The following is a 23897-nucleotide window of genomic DNA, read 5'->3' as shown; positions in this document are numbered from 1 at the left end:
TCCCGGGCACTCGTAGACAGGTGTGGTCAGAAAGGGAGCCGTGAAAGACACCAAGCAGATGGTCAAGTTCATCCTCGTTGGTGTTCTCACGCTCGCTTCCGGTATCGCCGCGTACATCTATCGCGACGACCAGCTGGTGGTGGATCTGCTCACCGTGCCGTTGTTCACCGGCATCATCGGGTACATCACCAACTGGACCGGTGTGCTGATGCTGTTCGCACCCTTGCGTTTCTACGGCTGGCGCATCCCCGGGCTGCGCACCCTGTACGCCTTCCTGCCTCGCCGCGTACAGGTCATCCCCGCCATCACCTCCGACGGACGGTTCGGATGGCAGGGCATTGTGCCGTCACGTGCGGAAAAGATGGCCAGCATCGCCGTCGACAAGAGCCTTGCCAAGCTCGGTAGCATCTCGGACTTCTACGAGCAGCTCGAACCGGACCTCATCGCGAATCACCTTGCACTGATTGCCAAAACAGAGATTCGCAGCGTCATCACCAAGATCATGGAACGCGAGGACCCGCAGCTGTGGCACAACCTGCCACCGGCATTGCGGGAGATGATGTTCAAGCGCATCGAGAATCAGCTGCCGCAGATCGTCAAGAACATGACCGATCAAATCGGCGAGAACATCGGGCAACTCGTCGACGCCAAGCTGATGATCATCCGATACCTCACCGCTCATCCCAAGCTGCTCAACGACATCTTCCGGACCATGGGGCACAAAGAGCTGCAGTTCATGCAGAACTTCGGTTTCTACTTCGGCTACCCCATGGGCTTCGTTCTCGTCGCGATCCTGCATTCGGTTCCGCACCACTGGTGGACACCGTGGATCGTGCTGCCGCTGGGCGGCATCGTCATCGGCTACATCGTCAACTACCTCGGTATCACCATGATTTTCGAACCCGTGCATCCCAACAAGTGGGTGCCGTGGCGTCAGGGTCTGTTCATCAAGCGCAAGTCGGAGATCTCAGAGGAGTACGCCCGCACCATCTCCGAGAACGTCATCACCCTGGAGAACATCGGTAACGAAATGCTCAACGGACCGCGGTCGGACCGCACCCGGCAGATGCTGGCCGACGGCATCCGGCCGGCGCTGGAGCAAGCGCTTGGGCCTGCCCGCCGCGCCATTCGAGTAGCCGTTGGTCGGCGCCAATACGACCAGATCACCGAGTCCGTCACCATCGAGGCAACCGAATTCGCGCCCCTGGCGTTTTCCGATCCGGAGTTCAACAAACAGCGCCAAGGTAAGATCGGCGCCTTCGTCTCGACCCAGATGCACAAGCTCTCACTCGATGATTTCAACGAGTTGCTGCGCTCGGCGGTCAAACAGGACGAGTGGTTGCTCTTCGTGCACGGCGCCGTTCTCGGTGCGGCCGGCGGGCTGGCCCACCTGCTCATCTTCCCGCCAGCAGGGTGACACGTGTCCCGAATCGACCTGACAAGATGATGCCCGATGAGCAATAACACGCCCGTACCCGCGCACAACAATCAGCCGCTGCGGCCCGATCGCGTTGTCCAGGGCGTGGCCATGCTGGCCGCGAAAACCTGGTGGCGCGGCGTGAAGTGGTCGGCCGATATCGCCACCACCACCGGCACCAAGATCATCGACGACGTCCGGGCCGGCCGGTCGGCCACCGATATCGCCCTGTCGGCCACCGAGCATGTCCTGGGTGCCGTGCGAGACGCGTTGCAGCTGCCCACCGATTCCACCGGACTCACCATCACCAAGCCACAACGGCCCGCACCATCTCGGGTCACCATCGACATCACCGAGTCGGGTTCGCCCGACTGCGACGAATTGCGCCGCCGGGGTGCCGAATTGCTGCGGCGCTCAGCCGATGTCTCGGACGTTGAGGACACCCATCCCGCCTATGCCCGCATTCTCAATCAGCTGGCACCCGACGAGGCACGCATCCTGCGGTTCCTGGCCGCGCACGGCGCACAGCCGGTGGTGGACGTACGCACCAGCCGGCCGTTTGACGTCGGCTCGGAGATGATCGCCGAGGGCCTCTCGATGGTCGCGGAACGATCCGGCTGCCGCTACACCGACCGCAATAACGCCTACACCAACAACCTCGTGCGCCTCGGCCTGGTTCGCGCATCTCCGGAAGCGGTTGCGGCCGAGCGCTATCAGGTCTTGGAGGTGCAGCCAGATGTGGTCGCGGCGTGCCGCCGCGCGGGCCGTGCGCATAAGACCGTCCGCCGCAGCATCCACCTGACGCCATTCGGTGAGGACTTCTGCCGGGCCGTCATCCCCCCGGATCCGTCGGTCGGCGACGACCTGTAGATCTAGTTGCGGCTGACGTCAATGGGGTGTGTCGCCAACAACGACAACGGCAGCGGCTGCCGCCGCAGCACTGTGGCCCACAGGTCATGGCTCGCATCGGTCAGCACATCGGACGGCAGCGCGGACAACACGATCCAATCGTCGCGCTCAACCTCGCCCTCCAGCTGACCGATCGTCCACCCCGAGTAACCGGCGAAAACCCGGACACCCTCCACCAGCGGGGCGATGTCCTCGGGCTCGGCATCCAGATCGACCATGGCCATACGGCCCGCCACGTGGCGCAGACCCTTCACACCCTCGATGCTGACCCCGGCCCGCAGAGTCGCCAGACACAACGCCGCATCGCGTTTGACCGGGCCGCCGATGAACATCGTCTTGGGCTTGCTGGCGAGCTTGGCCCACTGCGGCAACACGTTGTACACCGCGGTCTCGCTTGGGCGGTTGAGCACCACACCCAGCGTGCCGCCGTCGTTGTGTTCGACGATGAAGATCACGCTGCGCCGAAACGTCGGCTCGAACAGGTTGGTATTAGCGACCAGTAAGGTACCCGCCCGCAAGCGATGTGCGGGCGGCGCGATGTAGCCCTCGCCATATGCCTCGCCCTCTTCGGGCTCGTCGCCGTGCGCCACCTCAATATCATGACATCGTTTGCCGTTTCATGACTTGTGCTCAGCCAACCGCTACACATTTGTAGTGTGGGCGTTAAGCGGTGCGCCTAATTCCCGCCGCCTGTACTCCGAGTAACCCGATCTCCACATACGAAAGCGACTCACATGAATGCGCGCCACTCGCCGCTGAGCTTGTGGCACGCCATCCAGGATCTTCCCGACTTCGGGCGGCTCGTGTGGGTACGGCTGCTCACCCAATTCAGCGATGGACTCTTTCAGGCGGGGCTGGCGGGAGCGCTGCTGTTCAACCCCGAGCGTGAGGCGGAGCCGTGGGCCATCGCCGGCGCGTTCGCGGTGCTGTTCCTGCCCTATTCGGCGATCGGTCCGTTCGCGGGTGCGCTACTGGACCGATGGGACCGGCGCGCGGTCTTGATCTGCGCCAACCTGCTCCGGGTACTGCTCGTGGCCCTCGTCGGCATCGCACTGGCCTTCAGCGCCGGCGATGTGGTGCTGCTGTTGGGTGCGCTGATCGTCAACGGGGTCACCCGCTTCGTGACATCTGGTCTATCGGCTGCCCTCCCCCATGTGGTGCCTCGCGACCAAGTCGCGACCATGAACTCGGTGGCCACCGCCGTCGGCGCCACCGCCACCTTCGCGGGTGCCAACTTCATGCTGATGTTGCGCGCCGTCTTCGGGGCCGGGGACTTGGGTTCTGCCACAGTCATTTTCCTGGTGATCGTGCCGGCAACGGCAGCGGCCTGGGTGGCCTCGGGCTTTCTCGGCGACCGGTTGGGCCCGGATGACAGCGTGCGCGCTGTGCACGGTTCAGCTGTCTACGCCGTGGCCACCGGCTGGGTGCACGGTGCCCGCACCATCGTCAGCACACCCTCGGTGTTTGATGCCCTCATCGGTCTGGCCGCCCACCGCATGGTGTTCGGCATCAACACCTTGCTGGTCCTGGTCCTGGTGCGTAGCAACGCATCGCTGTTCGCCGGGATCGGCGCCGCGGCATTGTTCCTGGCGTGCACCGGTATCGGCTCATTCCTGGGAACGGTCTCCACCCCGGCCCTGCTGCGGCGATTCGGCCGTGGGCGGACCCTCGGCATGGCTCTTGGCGGTGCAGTTGTCCTGCAGCTGATGGCCTCCGGTCTTTACGTGCCCATCGTGCTCGGTGCCGCGTTCGGCCTCGGGATGGCGGGACAGGTGATCAAGTTGTGCGCCGATGTCGGCATGCAGACCGATGTCGATGACGCCCTGCGCGGACACGTATTCGCCGTGCAGGACTCGTTGTTCTGGGTGACCTTCACCGGCGCCATGAGCGTGGCCGCCGCCTTCATCGCGCATGCGCACTGGCTGGCCTTCTCCGGTGCAGTGATCTACTTGATCGGCCTGATCGTGCACATGACCCGGACCCTTTGGCCCAGCCCGGCCGAACCGAATCACACCGACCCGGAAGGACACACCCGTGACCTCGACCGCTGACGCTGTCATCGATGACCTGCGCGACGAGAGCGATGGACTCGACGTCCTCGTGGCACCGCTGTCCGCAGAGGACTGGGCCCGCGACACTCCCGCGGCGGGCTGGACGATCGCCCACCAGATCGCACATCTGCATTGGACCGACGCGCAGTCGCTGCTAGCGGTCACCGATCCGGAGGGCTTCGCCAACGAGCTGCCCAAGGCGCTGGCCGATCCCTTCGGATTCGTGGACAAGGCCGCCGAGGAGACCGCGCAGACCCCTCCGGCCGAGCTGCTCACCCGCTGGCGCGATACCCGCAATCAATTGCACGCCGCGCTGCGCGCCGTGCCGGACGGAGTGAAGATCCCCTGGTACGGGCCGCCGATGAGCTCCGCCTCCATGGGCACGGCACGCCTGATGGAGACGTGGGCGCACGCGCTTGACGTCGCCGACGCGCTCGGAGTGGTTCCCGCGCCCACCGCTCGGCTGAAATCCATTGCTCACCTTGGTGTTCGAACCCGGGACTACGCCTTCTCGGTGCATTCACTACCCGCCCCGGCCGAGCCATTCCGCGTGGAGCTGACCGGACCCGGCGGCGACACCTGGGCCTGGGGTCCCGAAGATGCCGCGCAGCGCGTCACCGGATCCGCGATCGATTTCTGCTACCTGGTGACCCAGCGCCGTCCCCGCGCCGAGCTGGATCTGCGGGCCACCGGCGAGGACGCACAGAAGTGGCTGTCCATCGCACAGGCCTTCGCCGGCCCGCCCGGTGAAGGCCGCGGATAGCAGCTGCTCGGTTAGGTGTTCCACCGCCTGCTCGATAGCTCGGAGGCGATGTTCGCGGGCAATCGCAGCACCGTCGCGTACTCGGCGTTCGGAAACGGCGTGCTCGATATCGACGCCCTGACAACAGCTTTCGATGCGCTGTTGGCGAGCTATCCGGTGCTGAACGCCGAGATCGTTCCCCATGAACGCGGCTACGCCCTGCGGCAGGCTCACCGCGCGCCCGCGCTGCGGGTGGGGACAGTCACCGGCCTACCCGCGACGGGTTTCACCGTCGTCGACGCCGATGCGGTGTGCGCCGTGGATGTGGCCCAGCATGACAACGACTTTCGCTTGAGCCTGCTGACCCATCACAGCATCGCCGATGCCGCCGCCTCGCTGCGCTATCTGGAAACGTTGTGCGCGTTGTATACCCGCGTGGTCGAGACGGGCCGGCCCGGGACGATCGTCGCGCATCCGCTGGCCATGTCGCTGGAACAATTCCTCACCGACCGCGGGTTCGCCATACCCGAGCCGGAGAAATCGGATCCACCGGAGGTCCCGCGTGAAGCCGCCGCTGCTGTGACGGTCCGGCATGGACGCACCCGTCTCGGGCACGACGACACCGCACGACTATTCGCCGCCGCTCATGCGGCGGGTCTCACGGTGCACGGCATCGTTTGCGCCGCGATTGTGATTGCCGCTCACGACCTTTCCGGATCGAACGGGTCAGAAGAATACGGCGTGGTGTCCTCGGTGGATCTGCGTGCGCGGGTCGGGCCGCCCCTCGCGGCCGAGGCGGGGACTGTCATCCAGGGCTCGGACACTACGACCGTCGAGATCGGGGTGCAGGATGACCCCGCGCGCATCGGACACGCTGTGTTGGACTCTCTCGCCGAAGGCCTCACTCGCCGCACAACGCATCACGCGTTGCTTTCGCCGCGAGATATCTGGCGAGAGCCCATATCGAATCCCCTCATGGTCACGAACTGGGGACGCATTCCTGCGTTGCGCCTGCCCGACGAACTGCGAGTCGACGACTTTCGGGCCTCCGCAGGCGGCCTGCGCACTGGTCGAGCCACAACTGCTCCGCCGAGCTTCTTCATCACCACCTGCGATGGACGGCTCAGCCTCGACCATCCGGTATGGGTGGCCGGCGAGTCCGATCCCACGGTCGCGTGGACAGCGGCGCTAGGGCGGGCCTTCGACCGCATTCTGCGCTGACGGGCGCGGAGGCCCCAGCGGCCTGGCCGCATCGGCGGCGCCATCGCCGTCAACGTCGATAAGCTCGACATCCCAGCGACCGTCACCCGTAGTGTCGGCATAGACGGATGATCCGGATTCGCTGTTGCGGAAAGCTCTTTCGGCGTCGCCATCGCCATCAACGTCGAGCAGCTGCTCGGGTCTGCCATCCCCGTCGACATCGGCTGCGCCACCGGTGTGTTCGACACCGTCCAGACCGAACCAGCTGATCGATCCGCTTCGTTCCACGTGAAACGCCCAGGTGCCCAAGCCATCATCGGTGAAGTACGCCTCGGGCCTGCCGTCGTTGTCCACATCGAGGACGCTGTGGTCGGCCGATCCATCACCGTCGGCATCCCACATCACGTCGTCGAACAACCCGTCGCCATCGAAATCCAGGCGCACCGCGTCGAGAATCCCGTCACCGTCCAGGTCGACATTGGGTGGCGCTTCCCACGCCGTGACGACCCCGTCTCCCCCACCAAGGCAATAGTCCATATCTGATACGAGCCCCCGACGAGCCCGGGCGTTCCGTCCTCTTCGGGCATGTGGATAACCGCCCGGACAGAACGTGCGCTGATTTCGGTTCACATAGATAGGAGGGGAACCACAGCGATTCGGTTCCATCCGTAATCTCTGACCCCGTGGATTCCCCTACGCTCACGCTGCTTCTCAGTGCAGCGGCCGCCGCCGGCTGGGTCGACGCGGTTGTGGGTGGTGGCGGGCTCGTTCTCATCCCGGTGTTGCTGCTCGTCTTCCCCGGGATGACCCCGGCGACCGCGCTGGGCACCAATAAACTCGCCGCGCTGTCGGGTACCGCATCGGCGGCTATCCGGCTCTTCCCCAAGACGCCCTTGAACTGGCGCGCGCTACTCGGAGCCTTCGTCGTCGCGGCGGCGTTCTCCAGTGCCGGTGCCTACACCGCCTCGCGGCTACCGGTGTCCGTCTTCAAGCCCGTCGTGCTGGTCCTTCTGCTGGCTGTGGGGGTGTTTGTCGCGACACGCCCCCAGTTTGGAACCTCCGCCACAGACACCGTGCGCACCAAGACCGCCACCCTCACCGCCCTCGCAGTGGCCGCCGTTCTCATCGCGTTCTACGACGGCATCATGGGCCCCGGCACCGGGACCTTCATGATCATCACGTTGACCGCCGTCTCGGGGATGACCTTCCTGGAAAGCTCGGCCACCGCCAAGGTGCTCAACTCCGGAACCAACGTGGGGGCGCTCATCGTCTTCGCCTCGCAGGGCCATGTGCTGTGGCTGCTGGGGCTGGCGCTCGGTATCGCGAACATCGCGGGCGCTCAGCTCGGTGCGCATATGGCACTCGGACGCGGGGCGGGGTTTGTCCGGGTGGTGCTGCTGGTGGTTGTCGTGGTGATGGTCGGCAAGCTCGGCTACGACATGCTCGGCTGATCAGGAGCCGTCGCGGGCCGCCCACCATTCCTGCAGTGCCTCGACCGCCTCGTCGTGGTCGAGTGGACCCCGTTCCAGCCTGAGCTCCTTCAAGAACCGCCAGGCCTGTCCCACAATCGGTCCGGCGGGAACACCCAGCAGCTCCATGATCGCGTTGCCGTCGAGATCGGGCCGCACCCGCGCCAGATCCTCCTGAGCGGTCAGCTCGGAGATTCGCTCCTCGAGCCCGTCATAGTTGGCCTGCAGCCGGGCCGCACGCCGCTTGTTCCGCGTCGTACAGTCCGCGCGCACCAGCTTGTGCAGCCGGGGCAGCAACGGACCAGCATCCGTGACGTACCGGCGCACCGCCGAATCGGTCCACTTGCCGTCCCCATACCCGTGGAACCGCAGATGCAGATACACCAGCTGCGACACGTCGTCGACCATCTGCTTGGAGTACTTGAGAGCGCGCATCCGCTTGCGCACCATCTTGGCCCCGACAACCTCGTGGTGGTGAAAGCTCACCCCGCCGCCGTCCTCGTGCCGGCGGGTGGCCGGCTTACCGATGTCGTGCAGCAAGGCCGCCCACCGCAGCACCAGATCGGGGCCCTCGTCTTCGAGATCCACGGCCTGCTCCAGCACCGTCAGCGAGTGGCGGTACACGTCCTTGTGCTGGTGGTGTTCGTCGATGGTCAGCTGCATCTCGCCGACCTCGGGCAGCACCACCGCGCCCAGTCCACTGTCCACCAGCAGATCGATTCCGGCGACCGGATGCGCACCCAGGATCAACTTGTCCAGCTCGACCTGCACTCGTTCGACGGTTATCCGGCCCAATTGGCTGGACATCGCATCCAGCGCCGCCAGCACCCGCGGCGCCACCGTGAATCCGAGCTGCGAGACGAACCGGGCCGCCCGCAGCATGCGCAGCGGGTCATCTCCGAAGGAAATCTCCGGAGCCGCCGGGGTATCGAGCACCCCGGCGCGCAGTGCCTCCAGCCCATGGAGCGGATCGCGGAATTCTCCGGGGCCGTCCGGCCCGATCTTGACCGCCATCGCGTTGACGGTGAAATCTCTGCGCACCAGATCGCCTTCGAGGCTGTCGCCGAAAACCACCTCGGGATTGCGCGTCTGCTGGTCATAGCTGTCGCTGCGGAACGTGGTGATCTCCACCCGCTGCCCCTTGCGTGCCACCCCGATGGTGCCGAAGGCGATACCGGTATCCCAGATGGCCTCGGCCCACCCGGCCACCAATTCCTGCACCTGCTCGGGGCGAGCATCGGTGGTGAAGTCCAGATCGGTGCCCAACTTGCCCAGCAGGGCGTCGCGGACCGTGCCGCCCACCAGATAGAGGTCAAAGCCCGCCGAATCGAAGAGCGCGCCTAACTCCGACAGCATCTTCTGGTGCCGGTTCAGGGTCACTGCGGCGGTGGCCAACAGTTCGGTGGTCGGTATCGATTCGGGCACGTCGGGCAGCCTACCGGCGCGTATCGATAGGGCTCTCAGTAGCGGGAACTACTATCACATGGGTGTCTGACTCCTCCGGCGGTTCCCGCACGGGTGGGTCGTCGGACGAGCCCAATGGTTCAGCGCGCGGCAAAGGGTCGCGCCGCGGTCGGCGCAACCGATCGCAGGGCCGAGCACAGGGCCGGGCGCAAAGCGCCGGCACTCCGGCGGCCGCACCTGCCGCTGGCGCTTCCTCCGAATCCAATGGGGCAGCTGCCACCGGCGGAAAGGGCCGCGGCCGTGGGCGGGCGAAAGGCGGCGCCGCAGGAGTCTCGCTGCGTACGGTCCGTGAAACCTCTGCCGGTGGCCTGGTCATCGCGGGCATCGACGGTCCCAAGGATGGCCAGGTGGCGGCCCTGATCGGGCGCACCGACCGGCGTGGCCGGATGCTCTGGTCACTGCCCAAGGGCCATATCGAACAGGGCGAAACCGCCGAGCAGACCGCGATCCGCGAGGTCGCCGAGGAGACCGGAATCCGCGGCAGCGTGCTCGCCGCACTCGGCAGCATCGACTATTGGTTTGTCACCGAGGGCCGCCGCGTACACAAGACCGTGCATCACTATCTGATGCGTTCCCTGGGCGGCGAGCTGTCCGACGACGATGTCGAAGTCACCGAGGTGGCCTGGGTTCCCCTGGGCGAGCTGCCCACCCGTCTGGCGTACGCCGACGAACGACGGCTGGCTGAGGTGGCCGGCGACCTCATCGACAAACTGCACTCCGGGGGGCCCGAATCGCTGCCACCCCTACCCCAATCCACGCCGCGACGGCGACCTCAAACGCACTCGAGTACCCACAGGACACCGGCCCGGCGAACCGGGCGCGGTCCGCAACAATGACCCGACTCACGCATCGCAGCGCGACGCGTGTGGCGGCAGTACTTGCCGTCCTCGCGCTTGTCTTGCTTGGCACTCCATGGTTCGCGCCCCGCGCGCATGCCTATCGCGACGGGCAGTTCCTCAAGGTCGTCCTCGACGAGGTGACACCGCAGACCGTCACCACCGTCGATTCGATGGTGACCGTGCGGGGCACCGTGACCAATGTCGGCGACCGACCGGTCACCGATGTGGTCGTCCGGCTGGAACGCGCCGAAGCGGTCGCCACCAGCTCCGAGCTGCGCGCCAGTCTTCACGGCCGCCACGACCAGTACCAGCCCGTCGGCGAGTTCGTCACTATCGCAGGGACTCTCGCACAGGGGCAGCAACGCCCCTTCACACTTGCCTTCCCGCTGCGCGGAGGCACCGGACCGACCTGGAACATCACCGCTCCAGGGGTCTATCCGGCTCTGGTGAACGTCAACGGCACCCCGGACTACGGGGCCCCGGCGCGGCTCGACGACGCCCGCTTTCTGCTCCCGGTTCTCGGAGTTCCACCCCCGACCGGTGCTGCCTCCGAACCCGAAGTCGCCCCCGACACCTCTCGTCCCGTGGGTCTGACTCTGCTCTGGCCCCTGGCCGACCGGCCGCGGCTGGCGCCCGGCCAGCCGGGTGGACCGACGCCGATACGTCTGCTCGACGATCAACTGGAACGTTCGTTATCTCCCGGCGGCCGGTTGGACGCACTGCTGGGCGCCCTGGAGTTCGCGACCGAACCGGCAGTCGACCCCAAGGGAGATCTGGGCCGTACGGTCTGCATGGCCGTCGACCCCGACCTCCTGGTCACGGTGAATGAAATGACTCTGGGCTACCAGGTTCTCGACAACGCGGCCGATCCCGCAGGTCCCGTGCACCCCGGCACGGGGCAGGGACTCGCCGTCGCATGGCTCGACCGGCTGCGCGCGTTGGCCAGGCACACCTGCATCACACCGCTGCCGTACGCGCAGGCCAGTCTGGACGCTGTCGCGCAGATGGCCGACGAAGGCCTCGCCCACCAGGCCACCACCGGTGCCGCCGATGTGCTCGATCAAATTCTGGGAATCAACAGCCTGCGCGGCGCCACCCTGCTGGGCGACAGCCACCTCTCCAAGGCGGGTATCGACCTGCTCACCGGACTGGGGCCGACCGTCGCGGTGTCGGCCCTGCCCTCGGGTCAGGAAACGCCACCCGACTTCAACGCACGCCGCGTGTCCGACACCGTCGTCGCGTCACCCTTTGACCCGTCGGTCGGTGCCGCGCTGAGCGCCGCCGGTCGCACACCCACCACCCCCGAATACGTGCCGACGTCACTTCGCTTTACCTTGCAACATGATTCGCGCGTGGCACGGATGCAGGACGCGCTCGGCGCGATGGCCTGGCAAGCGCTCACTCCCCAGCAGACTCCCCGCCAGACGATTCTGCTGCCGGACGCCACCTGGGACCTATCCGACGGCGAGGCACGTGCCATCCTGTCCGCCACCTCCACACTTCTGCACGCCGGACTCGCGCTACCCCGATCACTGCCGACGGTCATCGGCGAGGCTCGTGCCGGCGCCCAGGCCAATCCGGTGGACACCGCGTTCGGAGTGGATTCCCCCGGTGCCGTGGGCGATGGGGTGTCACTGGCGCTGGGCGACGAGGTCCGGAGGCTGTGGGGACTGACCGCCGCCTTGACCGTGGATGCTCGTACCGGGCTCACCGGTGCCCAGTACACCGAGCCGCTGCGTCAGGACGCCCTGCGCGCCGTGAGCCAAAGCGTGCCGCCGGACGCACGCGACGACACCGCCCAGGAACGGCTCTCCGCCATCCGCCGGACGGTCGGCGACCTGTTCAACGCCGTCACCGTCGTCAATCCGGGAGGTTCCTACACCCTGGCCACCGAGCACAGCCCGCTGCCGTTGGTGCTGCGCAACGAGCTTCCGGTACCGATCAGAGTCGCCCTCCGTGTCGAGACACCCGCCGGCATGAGTGCGACAGATGTTGGTGTACAAGAGATTCCGCCCGGCTTCTTACCGGTGAAGGTTCCCGTCGAGGTCAACGTGTCCCAGCGCATGGCGGTGGACGTCACGCTGCATACGCCCGACGGTCTGCCGCTGGGCGATCCGGTACGTCTCTCCGTGCACTCCAACGCCTACGGCAAGCCGCTGTTCTTCATCACCATCAGTGCCGCGACGGTGCTCTTCGCGTTGACGGGCCGGCGCCTGTGGCACCGGTTCCGCGGTCAACCGGACCGGGCGGATCTGGATCGCGACGACGACGTGTGGCAGCCGTGAGACAACCGCTGGACCCCCTCCCCGATCCCGAGTCCGACGACACGATCGAAGAGCTTTCGGACGCGGCCGTCGTCGCCCACTCGGGCTCGATGGCCGTGGCCACCCTGGTCAGCCGGATCACCGGTTTCATCAAGCTGCTGTTGATCACCGCGGCGCTCGGCGCCGCGTCCGCGAGCGCGTTCTCGACCGCCAACCAGCTGCCCAACATCATTGCCGCACTGGTGCTCGAGGCCACCTTCACCGCCATATTCATTCCGGTGCTCACCCGCGCCGAGCGGGAGGACGCCGACGGCGGTCTGACCTTCATCCGCAAGCTGCTGACCATCGCCACGACGCTGCTACTGCTGACAACGGTGCTGTCGGTGCTGGCCGCACCGCTGCTCGCCGCGCTGCTACTCGGCGGCGAACCGAAGGTGAGTACGCCGCTGACCACCGCGCTGGCGTATCTGCTTCTGCCGCAGATCTTCTTCTACGGCCTGTCCTCGGTGTTCATGGCGATCCTCAACACCCGCAATGTGTTCGGGCCCCCCGCCTGGGCGCCGGTATGGAACAACCTCGTCGCCATCGCCGCGCTGATTCTGTTCTGGCTCATGCCCGGTGAGCTCACCCTCGACCCAACCCGGATGAGCGATCCGAAACTCCTGGTGCTCGGCATCGGCACCACACTCGGCGTGGTGACCCAGGCCCTGGTGCTCATCCCGGCGATCCGGCGCCAGCGGATTCCCCTGCGACCGCTGTGGGGGATTGACGACAGGCTCAAACAGTTCGCCGGCATGGCCACGGCCATGTTCGCGTACGTGGCAATCAGCCAGCTCGGATTCGTCATCACCAACCGGATCGCCGCCCACGCAGCCGATTCCGGCCCCATCATCTACAACCAGACCTGGATGATCCTGCAGCTTCCTTACGGGGTGGTCGGCGTAACCATTCTCACCGCGGTCATGCCACGGCTCAGCCGTAACGCGGCCGCCAAGGACACCGCCGCCGTGGTTGGGGACATGTCGCTGGCCACCCGGCTCACGATGGTCGTGCTGATCCCGGTCGTGGCGGTGATGACCGTCGGCGGTCCGGCGATGGGGCCGGCACTCTCCGCCTATGGGCACTTCACCCTCGGCAACGCCCACTACCTTGGGCTCTCAATCTCGCTCTCCTCCTTCACCCTTATCGCGTACGCCCTTGTGCTGCTGCAACTTCGGGTGTTCTACGCGCGGCACGAGGCGTGGACGCCCACGCTGATGATCGTCGTGATCACCGCGGTGAAGATTGTCGGCTCGGTGATCGCCCCGCACCTCACCGACGACCCCAGCCTGGTCGCGGGTTATCTCGGTGCCGCCAATGGCCTCGGCTTTGTCGCGGGGGCCATCTGTGGATACCTGTTGTTGCGCCGAAGCATCGGGCGCGCCTCCGGACCGCTCATCGGTCCGGACGTGGCCCGTACGGTGCTGGTCACCCTTGCCGTCTCGGCGACCGCGGCCGCCATCGGCCTGGGCGTCGACCGCGGATTCGATCTGGACCTGCTCACCCGGGCAGGCGGGGGTCTGGGCTCGGTCCTGCGGCTGGCCATCCTGGGCACCGTCATGCTCACGGTCACCTTCGCACTCATGGTGGTGGTCAAGCTCCCGGAGGCACTCAGCGTCGTCGCGGTGCTGCAGCGCCGCCTGGGCGGTCGACTCGGGGCCGGCGTCCAAGATCACGCTTCGGTCATGGGCAACTCCCCGGCGGCATCCCTGCCGTACCCTGATTCGGGTGATCGAGTCGGCGGCGGTGGTGCCGACGACTCGACAACCGCAAACAAACCAGCGCACGGGGGCGGTGCTGATACGAGAAAGGGCAGGGCCGTGACAGACACCCCAGGGTCATCGACCCGGTCTGTTTCCACCCAGTCCCCGTCCGGGGGTGCAGCACCCACCTCGGTGAGGCCCGGTGCCAGCATCGCGGGCGGCCGCTACCGCCTGCTCACCTCGCACGGAGGCCCGGACGGGCTGCAGTTCTGGCAGGCCACCGATACCGAGCTCAATCGGCCGGTGGCGCTCACCATCATTGATGGCGCCACCTTCAGCTCCGATCAGGTGCAGGACATCCTCTCCAATACCCTGCGGCTCAGCAAGATTGGATCAGCGGGCCTGGCCCGGGTGCTAGATGCCGTGCGCGAGGGAACCGGCGGCATCGTCGTCGCGCAGTGGGTCCGGGGCGGTTCGCTGCGCGAGGTCGCCGATACTGAGCCGTCCGCTGTAGGTGCCAGCCGGGCCGTCAGATCCCTCGCAGAGGCTGCCGACGCGGCCTTTGAGGCCGGGACGGCCCTGAGCATCGACCACCCCGATCGCGTGCGTATCAGCATCGACGGAGACGCGGTGCTCGCGTTCCCCGCCACCCTGTCCTCGGCCACCGCGGACGAGGACGTTCATGGCCTCGGCGCCACCCTCTACGCGCTGACCACGCGCCGCTGGCCGCTGGCCGAAACCGGCCAGCCGAGCGGCCTTCCCGGTGCCAGTCGGGCTCCCGACGGTCTGCCCGTGGAGGCACGGATCATTGTGCCGACGGTCCCCACGGAGATCTCCGATGTGGCCGCGCGCGCGCTGAGCGATGATCCCGGCTCTGCCGCAGACCTACTCGACAGACTGGAATCAGCCATCGCGAGCGTCGATCACACCACCATGCTGGAGCCCGCCGCCGCGGCGCCCACTCAGGCGCTGAACGTCGGCCGGACCCAGGGGTTCCCTGGTCCGGAGGACGCCGACGAAGATGACGAAGATCTCGAGGACGAGGACCCGGAAGAAGCGGCACGCCACCGCAAGATCTTCCTGATCGGGCTCGGCGTGGTCGGCGTTCTCGTCATCTCCCTGTGCATCGCACTGGGTGTCTGGGTCACGCGGATCTTCGGCGACGTCGGTCCCCTGGACAAGATCAACATCGGGATCGGATTACCCACCCAGTCGTCCAACGGCGACACCACCAAGCCAGGTAGCCCAGCCAAGATTGTGCAAGCGACCGTGTTCCCTCCCGGCCCCGACGCCGATCAGCCCGGCAAGGCAGGTCTGGCCGTGGACGGCAATGCTTCCACATCGTGGGCAACCGACACCTACACCGATGCCGATCCCTTCCCGGTGCTCTTCAAGCCCGGTGTGGGCTTATTGCTCGATCTGCAGTCCGCGAGCGCTCTGAGCAGCGTGACCATCGAATCTCACAGTGTCGGAACACAAGTGCAGATTCGTTCCGCCGACTCGGCTACGCCCGGCTCCCTCAACGACACCAAGGAGATCTCCGCTACCACCACCCTGCAGTCCGGCAAAACAACGATTCCGATCACCAGCAGCTCGCAGGTCTCTCATGTGCTGGTCTGGATCAACAAGCTGGGTTCCACCAACGGTGATCACCACGCGGAAATCGGCGAAATCACGGTCACCACTGCTTCCTAGCTGCGGGATCGCCTGACAGTCGAGGAGTTACCGAACGGTTTTCAGTACGGCTCCGCAATTTCTGCCCTATATTTTTCGCGGTAGTTGAAACCCGATGGCAACCTCGAATTTGGCTGCTGAAATGCCGTTCATGTTGTTCAGTTACGCAAATCACAGCTACAGATAGTTGAAAGTTGTATAGCAGTTTGCTATGAGTTTGGCTCGTGGTCGACGCCACCCCCCATTTTGATTACTGTGCGCGTGTGAGCATGGTTCAGGGGGTTCTCACGACTCCTCAGCACTCGGACGCCGAGTTGTTGGCTGCCCATGTCGCCGGCGATCCTTCTGCCTTTGAACAGCTGTTCCGTCGTCACCACCGTCGGCTCTACCGACTGGCGCGGGCCACCAGCCGCACCCCCGAGGATGCTGCCGATGCACTCCAGGAGGCGATGCTGTCCGCGCACCGCGGGGCCGCCAATTTCCGCAATGACGCCGCCGTTACCAGCTGGCTGTATCGCATTGTCGTGAACGCCTGTCTGGACCGTCTGCGTCGCACCAAGACGCACAGCCCGATCGAACTCGAAGAGGATGTCTACACCCTCGACGACCCTTCGACCAATATCGATACCTCGATCGTCATCCAGAAAGCCCTGCTACGACTGCCTGCCGAGCAACGCGCCGCGGTCATAGCAGTCGATATGCAGGGATACTCGGTGGCCGATGCCGCTGAGCTGCTCGGTGTGCCCGAGGGAACGGTAAAGAGCCGCTGTGCGCGAGCACGCGCACGTCTGGCCGTGGCCCTGCACTATCTCGACAAAGCCGGCTCCGTCGAACCGGAAACCATCAACTACTAGCCGTGTGCCACCGTGTCACGATCCGCCTACCAATTGGGCAACTGGCGTGGCCAGCGGTAGCTGGATATGGGAACAATGAACTCAAATGGTCAGCAGCACCCCGGACAGCCCCGAAAGCGAAGGTAACCTCGACATGGTGAACCTCGCCGAGGTACCGCTGTCACTCGAGGTCCTGGCCGACCTGCAAGCCGGCGTCTATGACGCCGGCGACGCCGAGGTACTTCGGCAACGGGCAGAGCAAGATCCGGACGCACGCACGGCGCTCGCCGCCCTAGATCAGGTGCGTGCCGACCTGGTGGCGTGGATGGAGAGTCCCGCACCCGATGTGCCCGGGGCCGTCGTCGACAACATCGTTGCCGCGTTGCACGCCGAGTCGGCCGAGTCGACGTTGCCCGCGGTAGCTGCGCATGCCATTCGGCCCGTCGACCCCCGTCACAATCTGGTGACCGGCCCGGTCCCACTGGACCATCGCCGACGCCCCGCGGCAAAGCGTCGCTGGATCGCATACTCCAGCGCCGGGTTGGCCGCCGCCTGCGTTGCCATCACCATCACCGTGGTCGCGCAGAACAATCACCGTGCCTCCGAGGCCACCACCGCCGTGGGTCCATCGCTATCGCAACAAATCGCGCCCAAGACGGGCGCCCCCGCGGCGCCGGAGTTGCCCGCACAAAGCGCACTCGGTGGGGCATCGTTCCCGATCTCCGGCAACGAAATCACCGCGCTCGTCGGCCGCACCCCCGCGTTCGGCGATCTTGAAGATGCCTCGCGGCGCGCCTCCTGCCTCACCGGCCTCGGCTTCTCCGCTTCGACGCCCGTTCTCGGCGCGCAGACGCTGGACATCGACGGTCCCGCGGTGCTGATGGTGCTGCCGGCCGAACGTCCGGGCGAGCTGTTGGCCGTGGCCGTGCGGCCAGGATGCACCCAGTCCGATCCGCAGCGGGTGGCCCAGACCCGGATCGGCGCGACACCCGAACGATAGAACCCGTCCCGCCCGGCGTTATCTCCCACCGCCCCGTCCGGTGCGGAACATCCCGCTCTAGGCTGTTGTTTCAGCACTCGCAGGGCCTTGTGTGGAACAGGGACTCAGATCGGATCAGAAGGGAACCGCATGTCGGAGGTTGTATCGGCCGAGTCCGAATCGGACGTCCACGAGCTCATCATCATCGGCTCCGGACCCGCCGGCTACACCGCGGCGGTCTACGCAGCCCGTGCCCAGCTGAAACCGGTCGTCTTCGAAGGCACCCAGTTCGGCGGTGCACTGATGACCACCACCGAGGTCGAGAACTACCCCGGCTTCCGCGAGGGCATCATGGGGCCCGATCTCATGGATCAGATGCGTGAACAGGCCATCCGCTTCGGCGCCGACCTGCGCACCGAGGACGTCGACGAGGTGTCCCTGCGAGGTCCGGTGAAGACCGTCACCGTCGGTAGCGAGGTTTACCGTTCCCGGGCCGTCATCCTGGCCATGGGCGCCGCACCGCGGTATCTGGGTGTACCGGGCGAAGAAGCCCTCCTGGGCCGCGGGGTGAGCTCGTGTGCCACCTGTGACGGTTTCTTCTTCAAGGATCAGGACATCGCCGTCATCGGCGGCGGCGATTCGGCGATGGAAGAAGCGACATTCCTCACACGGTTTGCCCGCAGTGTGACACTCATCCACCGCCGCGACGAGTTCCGCGCCTCCAAGATCATGCTGGAGCGCGCTTACGCGGATCCCAAGATCAACGTCCTCACCAACACCAAGATCGCCGGTGTCGAGGGCACCGATTCAGTGACCGGGCTCAAGCTGGAGAACGCGGTGACCGGGGAATCCTCGCAGCTGCCTGTCACCGGTATGTTCGTCGCGGTCGGACACGACCCGCGCAGCGAACTAGTCCGTGACATCGTCGATGTTGATCCCGACGGATACGTGCTGGTGCGGGACAGAAGCACCTACACCTCACTAGAGGGTGTGTTCGCTGCGGGCGACCTCGTCGACCGCACCTATCGTCAGGCCGTTACCGCGGCCGGAAGTGGTTGTGCCGCAGCCATTGACGCCGAGCGATGGCTTGCCGAGACGGCGCATTCCCAGACCCTCATCGAGGCTTAAGCCTCACCGCCACTGATCACAAGGAGAACTATGAGCGACCACGCGACCGTTACCGTCACCGACGATTCGTTCCAGGAGGATGTCGTCTCCAGCAACAAGCCCGTGCTGGTGGACTTCTGGGCGACATGGTGCGGGCCCTGCAAGATGGTGGCCCCCGTGCTCGAGGAGATCGCTAAGGACCACGGTGATGCGCTCACCATCGCCAAGCTGGACGTGGACGCCAACCCGGAGACCGCTCGCGCGTTCCAGGTGACCTCGATCCCGACGCTGATCCTGTTCCAGAATGGTGAGGCGACCAAGCGTATCGTCGGTGCCAAGAGCAAGTCGGCGTTGCTGCGTGAGCTGGATGGGGTCGTCTAACCGGCCCAACACCGCACGCTCGACAGGGCCGAGAGTTTCGCCCATCGCCTAGGCATCTGAGACAATATTGCGGTCCAGACGACGGGCACCCGCTGTCTGTTCGATGGTCGTGCGGTTTCTTGTGAAAGGCGGAGTATGACGACAGGCGCGTCGAACATTCGCCACGGCGATCGAGGCCCGGCCGTCACCGAGGTGCGCGAGGTGCTCACCGCACTCGGGTTCCTGGAGGACCCGGATGAGATCCTGGCGACCGGCCGGCACGTCGTGGTCGACCACTTCGATGCGACGTTGGACGACGCCGTCCGGGCATTCCAGCAGCGCCGCGGCCTGCTGGTCGACGGCATTGTCGGTGCCGCGACCTATCGCACCCTCAAGGAAGCCTCTTACCGTCTCGGCGCGCGCACCCTTTTCCACCAGTTCTCGGCGCCCATGTACGGCGACGATGTCGCGACCCTGCAGAAGCGTCTGCAAGATCTGGGCTTCTACACCGGCCTGGTCGACGGCAACTTCGGCCTGCAGACCTACAACTCACTCATGTCGTACCAGCGCGAGTACGGCATGACCGCCGACGGTATCTGTGGACCGGAGACCCTGCGCTCCTTCCAGTTATTGGGCCGTCACGTGACCGGTGGATCTGCGCACGCCATTCGCGAGACCGAGCACGTCCGTAACGCCGGTCCGCAACTGTCGGGAAAGCGCATCGTGATCGACCCTGGTCTCGGCGGAATCGACCGCGGCGTCATCGTGCCCGGTCGCGAGGGCCCGACCAGCGAAGCTGACATGCTGTGGGACTTGGCAAGCCGCCTCGAAGGACGGATGACCGCCATCGGGATGGACACCTACATCTCGCGCGCCATCCAGAACAACCCCACCGACATCGAGCGCGCCACCTACGCCAACAATGTGGGCGCCGATCTGATGATCAGCCTGCGCTTCGACTCGCAGCCCACGGTCGCGGCCAGCGGCGTCGCGTCCTACCACTTTGGCAACCTGCACGGCTCGGTGTCCACCATCGGACACATGCTGGCCGACTTCATTCAGCGAGAAGTAGCGGCGCGCACCGGGTTACGTGACTGTCGCGCGCACGGCCGCACCTGGGACCTGCTGCGTCTCACCCGAATGCCCACCGTGCAGGTGGACATCGGATACATCACCTCGCCGAATGACGTCTCCATCCTCAGCGCCGCGCACTACCGCGATGTCGTCGCCGAGTCGATTCTGGCGGCGGTCAAACGTGTGTACCTACTCGGCAAGAACGACAGACCCACGGGCACATTCACTTTCGACGAATTATTGGCCCACGAGCTGTCCGCCGGAAGCTAATTCTCGCGCCGCACCTCGATGGCGCTCGCCGGGCAGACGTGAGCCGCTGCGGCGGCTTGCTCCGCCTGATCCGCACCTAACGCCCCGGCGCTGCGTGGGATGGCAGTACCGTCCGCATCCGCCTCGAACAATTCCGGGTGCTGGGCGATGCAATATCCCGACCCCATGCATAAATCCTGATCAATGGTCACGGTAAACCCGTCACCGGGCGTGCTCATACTCACGCCCTCGTGAGCGTGACGGGCAGTCCGCCGTCCAGAGTCACCGAGAAGTTGAAGTGGTGCTTAGGTTTCCACCCCTTCGGCAGCGTCAAACGATATCTCTGGAAAATGACTGCCAGCAAGAACTGTGCATTCATGTACGCCATGCCGGTGCCCAGGCAGTGGTGCCTACCCGATCCGAATGGCATGAACGCCAGTCTTGGCCGTTGCTTGGCGAGCGCCTCGTCCATGAATCGGTTGGGGTCGTAGGAGTCGGGGTCCACCCACCATCGCGGATCTCGATGCATCGAGTACAGCGACGGCCCGACGATGGTGTGCCGCGGAATGAAGTACCCGCCTATCACGTCATCCTCCATCGCGAATCTTGGATTGAGTGGGTGACCCTGCAGTCTCTGTCCCTCGTCGAAACACGCCTTCGCCCAAGACAACTTGAACAGATCGTCCGGGGTTGGAAGTGCACCGTGCAAGGAGTCGACCTCTGCGTACAGCCGCCCGAGGTGATCGGGGTGCGCCAGCAGTAGCGCGAGCGTCCACGACAGCGACGCCACCACCGTTTCATATCCACCCGCCATCAAGATCATCAGTTCCATACTGAGATCCCGTTCGGACAAGGGACTTCCGTCATCGTAGGTGGCCTCCAACAACAGGCTCAACAGGTCCGGTGTCTCGACAGGATTCCGGCGACGCTCCTCGATCAGCCGCTTCGTCAGGCGTCGCAATCGCCACATGGATCTGGGAGCGGTTTCCCGTCCCGGCAAGGGGAACAGTCGCGGCAGGGGACTCATCAGCGTCACCGAGGCCATCAGCGACATGAAAGTTCTTAAGTCAACATCGGTTTCGTGGATCTCCCGCTCGGTAATCGCCGAGGAGAACATCGCGCGGAGGAACGCCGGCAAGGTGACCTGCGCGATGGCATGCTGCAGATCCACCGCCTGGCCGGTGTCGACCCACCGTGACCACCGGTCGACTCGGGTGACAAACTCGTCGGCGATCACCTCGGCCACCCGTGCCAGGTGGCGGCGGCCGAACATCGGCATGAGCATCCGGCGCCGCTGCCGGAACTTCTCCCCCTCCAACATCGGAATCGCCGCGCCGATCATGCCCATTGCCGCCTGGCCCGGTCCGATCATGCTGTAACGGCCCACCGGATCATCCATCACCTGGCTGGCGTAGTCCGGATGATTTACCACGACAATGCTGCCGCCCAACGGAAATGGGACACGATAGATATCGCCGTACGAGCGGGCGCAGCGGCGAAAGAACTCGAAAGGTTCCCGCCGCATCTCCACGACACTGCCCACCATGGGCCGGCCAACTGGGCCGGGTGGGGTCAGCGCAGAGCTCCCCACACCCCGGACTGCACTGGATGCCAGCGGTATCCCTGCGCGGGTCATCCACCACGGGTCGTGCCGCAAAGACGCGAATCTCCCCTGAGCCCTGCCGATCTCGTTGACTTCGCGCACCGTCGGGTTCATCGGCAGCGGCCCCCACTGCCCCGCCAGTTCGCGTGGTAGGCCCTGGCCCACTGCGGGACTTCGCGTTTGGGTGGAGGCGCGCGTCTCCATGGGACAGGCCCCGGCCGGGGTCGGGTCCAGCGATGGCTGCGGCATGTTCATCGGTTCCTTTTCCGGAGTTCGATCACGCTGCCGGAACAGCCTGTCTGACGGGCGCGCCATGCGCCGGTCCCAACACCCTCGCCCCAACCTCGTCGCGATAGCGCTGACATGTCGTCGAGTACGCCACCATCACGACAGCCAGGAGATTGAGCGCCGTAGACAGGATGGCCAGCGCCCATGACGGCCCGGGCCCAAGCCCCAGGTGAATCGCGAAATAGTTCGGCAGCGTACAGATGATCGTGTAGGCCAGATACGCGGCAGGGGCAACGAACGGGATCATCGCCCAACGGTATCCGCGCATATGGGGACGTAGAACGACGAGTGCCCAGGCAATGATGACCAAGAATCCGCCGTTTTGCACCAGACTGGGCAGCGGCACACCGAGGACCAGCGCGTTGTTGCTGTAGTAGTGCATCAGGCCGAAATGACTGTTGACCATCTCGCCGATGCACTCGGCAATTCCGAACACCACCGCGAATGCGATGAGCGTCCAAGCGGCCCAGCCCTTCTTGATCATCTCGTACACCACCAACGCTGTGGGCGCTGTGCCCACCCACACCAGGGGAACGAAGATCGGTAACGGCCGGTCGGCAATGGTGACGTACGGCAGGACGTTGGTCATGTAGGTGGTGGCGCCGATGACGTCGAGCCATGGCTCGACGAAGTACGGCAAGATCGTCACCCCGCTGAGCATGATGAGCCAGTACATCAAGGCGTCTTCATGCCCACGGAAGGTCATCCAGGCCACCCAGACAAGCGAGATCGCCAGGCACGCAACGAGTACGGCGACAACTACCCACGCCCACCACGGCTCGCCATGAATGACCGGGGGCAAACCCCACTGCGCGCCCGCGCTCAACCGTGTGATCACAAGTGTCCTCTCGCCGCCGCCTACAGATCCATTTCGGACAGTAGTGTCTTGTTTGAGAACAAGTCAATCATTTCAAGACAAATCATTCCGTTGAAGGACATGGCTGGCCCGGTGCCGCGGTAGTCGGCTATCCTCGGCCGCATGGTGGACCCCTCGGGATCGCCGATCCGGATGGCCGATCGGCAGCGCGCCCGCCGCAGCGAGCTCGTCAAAGAAGAGGTGGTCGAGGCCGCCCTGGCGGAGTTCTCCGAACGCGGATATCACCAGACGTCCATCGCGCATATTGCGGAGCGGCTGGGCACAGGGCACTCGATGTTCTATCGATACTTCACCAACAAGCGCGACATCCTTGAGCATGTTGTCCAGCACGCCACACAGCGCACCATCGAAACTCTCAGTCGTACGCTGCCCGGCAGCATCACGTCGCTCGACGAATTCCATGATTTCGCAGTTAATCTCGGGCTTGCGTATATCGGCATGGTGGTCGCCGATCCACGTCTGTCACGCTTGATGCTGCAGCAGGGCGCCGCGGTGGATGCGGAGATGACCGCGCAGTTCTGCCGCGTATTCGACGCCGGGGCTTCGGTTCTCGCCGGCCTATTGCGCGATGGCATCGAATCCGGTTATGTCCGAGCAGATATTGACATCGAGGCCGTCGCAGATTCGGTGGCCGGGATTCCGCTGGGCATCCTTGCCCGCTACGGGCATGAACCCGACCAGGACATTCTCGCAGCGAGAGTTCGCGCCACCGCCGACCTCGTATGCCGCGGTATCGCACCCTGAGGGGAATACGCC

21 protein-coding genes are annotated in these 23897 nt (G+C 65.3%); 15 read left to right on the top strand and 6 right to left on the bottom strand.

From position 1 onward, the window contains the following. The first annotated feature begins 40 nt into the window (after nucleotides 1-40). Nucleotides 41-1417 carry a hypothetical protein gene (locus B4400_RS20530; protein ID WP_078312408.1) on the top strand — a complete coding sequence of 459 codons (1377 nt, stop codon included), beginning with the start codon at nucleotides 41-43 and terminating at the stop codon, nucleotides 1415-1417. A gap of 36 nt (nucleotides 1418-1453) precedes the next feature. Beyond that, a complete protein-coding gene (locus B4400_RS20525) occupies nucleotides 1454-2287 on the top strand; it encodes a DUF4393 domain-containing protein (RefSeq protein WP_078312409.1) in 834 nt (277 codons plus the stop codon). A gap of 2 nt (nucleotides 2288-2289) precedes the next feature. Here the strand turns inward: B4400_RS20525 and B4400_RS20520 are convergent, their stop codons facing one another. Next, entirely contained in the window at nucleotides 2290-2916 is a 627-nt protein-coding gene (locus tag B4400_RS20520; protein WP_078312410.1) for a YqgE/AlgH family protein, read from the bottom strand. 144 nt (nucleotides 2917-3060) lie between these two features. On the opposite strand from B4400_RS20520, the gene B4400_RS20515 reads away from it, so the two are divergent. Genes B4400_RS20515 through B4400_RS20505 form a run of 3 tightly spaced genes read left to right on the top strand, consistent with a single transcriptional unit; the run spans nucleotide 3061 to nucleotide 6340 of the window. Then, nucleotides 3061-4377: an MFS transporter gene (locus B4400_RS20515; protein ID WP_078312411.1), complete on the top strand. Its 1317-nt coding sequence runs from the start codon at nucleotides 3061-3063 to the stop codon at nucleotides 4375-4377. Further along, nucleotides 4361-5140 carry a TIGR03084 family metal-binding protein gene (locus tag B4400_RS20510; protein WP_078312412.1) on the top strand — a complete coding sequence of 260 codons (780 nt, stop codon included), beginning with the start codon at nucleotides 4361-4363 and terminating at the stop codon, nucleotides 5138-5140. The genes B4400_RS20515 and B4400_RS20510 overlap by 17 nt, the downstream gene beginning before the upstream one ends. 48 nt (nucleotides 5141-5188) lie before the next feature. After that, nucleotides 5189-6340, top strand: coding sequence for a phthiocerol/phthiodiolone dimycocerosyl transferase family protein (locus B4400_RS20505; RefSeq protein ID WP_078312466.1), 1152 nt, complete (start codon nucleotides 5189-5191; stop codon nucleotides 6338-6340). Here B4400_RS20505 and B4400_RS20500 read toward each other — a convergent pair. Then, nucleotides 6308-6856 carry a pullulanase gene (locus tag B4400_RS20500; protein ID WP_078312413.1) on the bottom strand — a complete coding sequence of 183 codons (549 nt, stop codon included), beginning with the start codon at nucleotides 6854-6856 and terminating at the stop codon, nucleotides 6308-6310. The two genes, B4400_RS20505 and B4400_RS20500, sit on opposite strands and share 33 nt — an antisense overlap. A 167-nt stretch (nucleotides 6857-7023) precedes the next feature. Between B4400_RS20500 and B4400_RS20495 the strand changes: the two genes are divergently transcribed. Beyond that, nucleotides 7024-7770, top strand: a complete 747-nt coding sequence (locus tag B4400_RS20495; RefSeq protein ID WP_078312467.1) for a sulfite exporter TauE/SafE family protein — start codon at nucleotides 7024-7026, stop codon at nucleotides 7768-7770. Here the strand turns inward: B4400_RS20495 and B4400_RS20490 are convergent, their stop codons facing one another. Next, nucleotides 7771-9213, bottom strand: coding sequence for a CCA tRNA nucleotidyltransferase (locus tag B4400_RS20490; protein ID WP_078312414.1), 1443 nt, complete (start codon nucleotides 9211-9213; stop codon nucleotides 7771-7773). 62 nt (nucleotides 9214-9275) lie between these two features. Between B4400_RS20490 and B4400_RS20485 the strand changes: the two genes are divergently transcribed. From B4400_RS20485 to B4400_RS20450, 8 genes are all read left to right on the top strand, one after another. Further along, nucleotides 9276-10088 carry an NUDIX hydrolase gene (locus B4400_RS20485; protein WP_139361505.1) on the top strand — a complete coding sequence of 271 codons (813 nt, stop codon included), beginning with the start codon at nucleotides 9276-9278 and terminating at the stop codon, nucleotides 10086-10088. After that, complete coding sequence (locus tag B4400_RS20480; RefSeq protein WP_078312415.1) at nucleotides 10085-12376, top strand: DUF6049 family protein; 2292 nt, start codon at nucleotides 10085-10087, stop codon at nucleotides 12374-12376. The genes B4400_RS20485 and B4400_RS20480 overlap by 4 nt, the downstream gene beginning before the upstream one ends. Beyond that, nucleotides 12364-15792 (top strand): lipid II flippase MurJ, encoded by a 3429-nt coding sequence (locus B4400_RS20475; protein ID WP_078312416.1) that lies wholly within the window; start codon nucleotides 12364-12366, stop codon nucleotides 15790-15792. Before B4400_RS20480 ends, B4400_RS20475 begins: the two co-directional genes overlap by 13 nt. Nucleotides 15793-16040: 248 nt before the next feature. Next, entirely contained in the window at nucleotides 16041-16625 is a 585-nt protein-coding gene (gene sigM / locus B4400_RS20470) for an RNA polymerase sigma factor SigM (RefSeq protein WP_139360072.1), read from the top strand. 85 nt (nucleotides 16626-16710) lie between these two features. After that, complete coding sequence (locus B4400_RS20465; RefSeq protein ID WP_078312417.1) at nucleotides 16711-17604, top strand: RsmA family anti-sigma factor; 894 nt, start codon at nucleotides 16711-16713, stop codon at nucleotides 17602-17604. 129 nt (nucleotides 17605-17733) lie between these two features. Then, entirely contained in the window at nucleotides 17734-18711 is a 978-nt protein-coding gene (gene trxB / locus B4400_RS20460; protein ID WP_078312418.1) for a thioredoxin-disulfide reductase, read from the top strand. A gap of 30 nt (nucleotides 18712-18741) precedes the next feature. Then, nucleotides 18742-19071, top strand: a complete 330-nt coding sequence (gene trxA / locus B4400_RS20455) for a thioredoxin (RefSeq protein ID WP_078312419.1) — start codon at nucleotides 18742-18744, stop codon at nucleotides 19069-19071. A 135-nt stretch (nucleotides 19072-19206) separates the two neighbouring features. Further along, a complete protein-coding gene (locus B4400_RS20450) occupies nucleotides 19207-20394 on the top strand; it encodes an N-acetylmuramoyl-L-alanine amidase (RefSeq protein ID WP_078312420.1) in 1188 nt (395 codons plus the stop codon). Here the strand turns inward: B4400_RS20450 and B4400_RS20445 are convergent. The 3 genes from B4400_RS20445 to B4400_RS20435 form a co-directional block, all read right to left on the bottom strand. After that, nucleotides 20391-20612, bottom strand: a complete 222-nt coding sequence (locus tag B4400_RS20445; RefSeq protein ID WP_078312421.1) for a ferredoxin — start codon at nucleotides 20610-20612, stop codon at nucleotides 20391-20393. The genes B4400_RS20450 and B4400_RS20445 overlap by 4 nt on opposite strands. A 2-nt stretch (nucleotides 20613-20614) precedes the next feature. Continuing rightward, nucleotides 20615-22180: a cytochrome P450 gene (locus B4400_RS20440; protein ID WP_078312470.1), complete on the bottom strand. Its 1566-nt coding sequence runs from the start codon at nucleotides 22178-22180 to the stop codon at nucleotides 20615-20617. A 73-nt stretch (nucleotides 22181-22253) separates the two neighbouring features. Further along, entirely contained in the window at nucleotides 22254-23102 is an 849-nt protein-coding gene (locus B4400_RS20435; protein WP_078312422.1) for a hypothetical protein, read from the bottom strand. A 141-nt stretch (nucleotides 23103-23243) separates the two neighbouring features. On the opposite strand from B4400_RS20435, the gene B4400_RS20430 reads away from it, so the two are divergent. Beyond that, entirely contained in the window at nucleotides 23244-23885 is a 642-nt protein-coding gene (locus B4400_RS20430; protein ID WP_078312423.1) for a TetR/AcrR family transcriptional regulator, read from the top strand. Nucleotides 23886-23897 lie beyond the last annotated feature (12 nt).

Origin of the sequence: Mycobacterium sp. D16Q13 (genome assembly GCF_002013375.1) — a bacterium.
Classification (GTDB): Bacteria; Actinomycetota; Actinomycetes; order Mycobacteriales; family Mycobacteriaceae; genus Mycobacterium.
The sequence above is the reverse complement of the archived record's forward strand: the minus strand, read 5'-3'. Positions and strand labels throughout refer to the sequence as shown.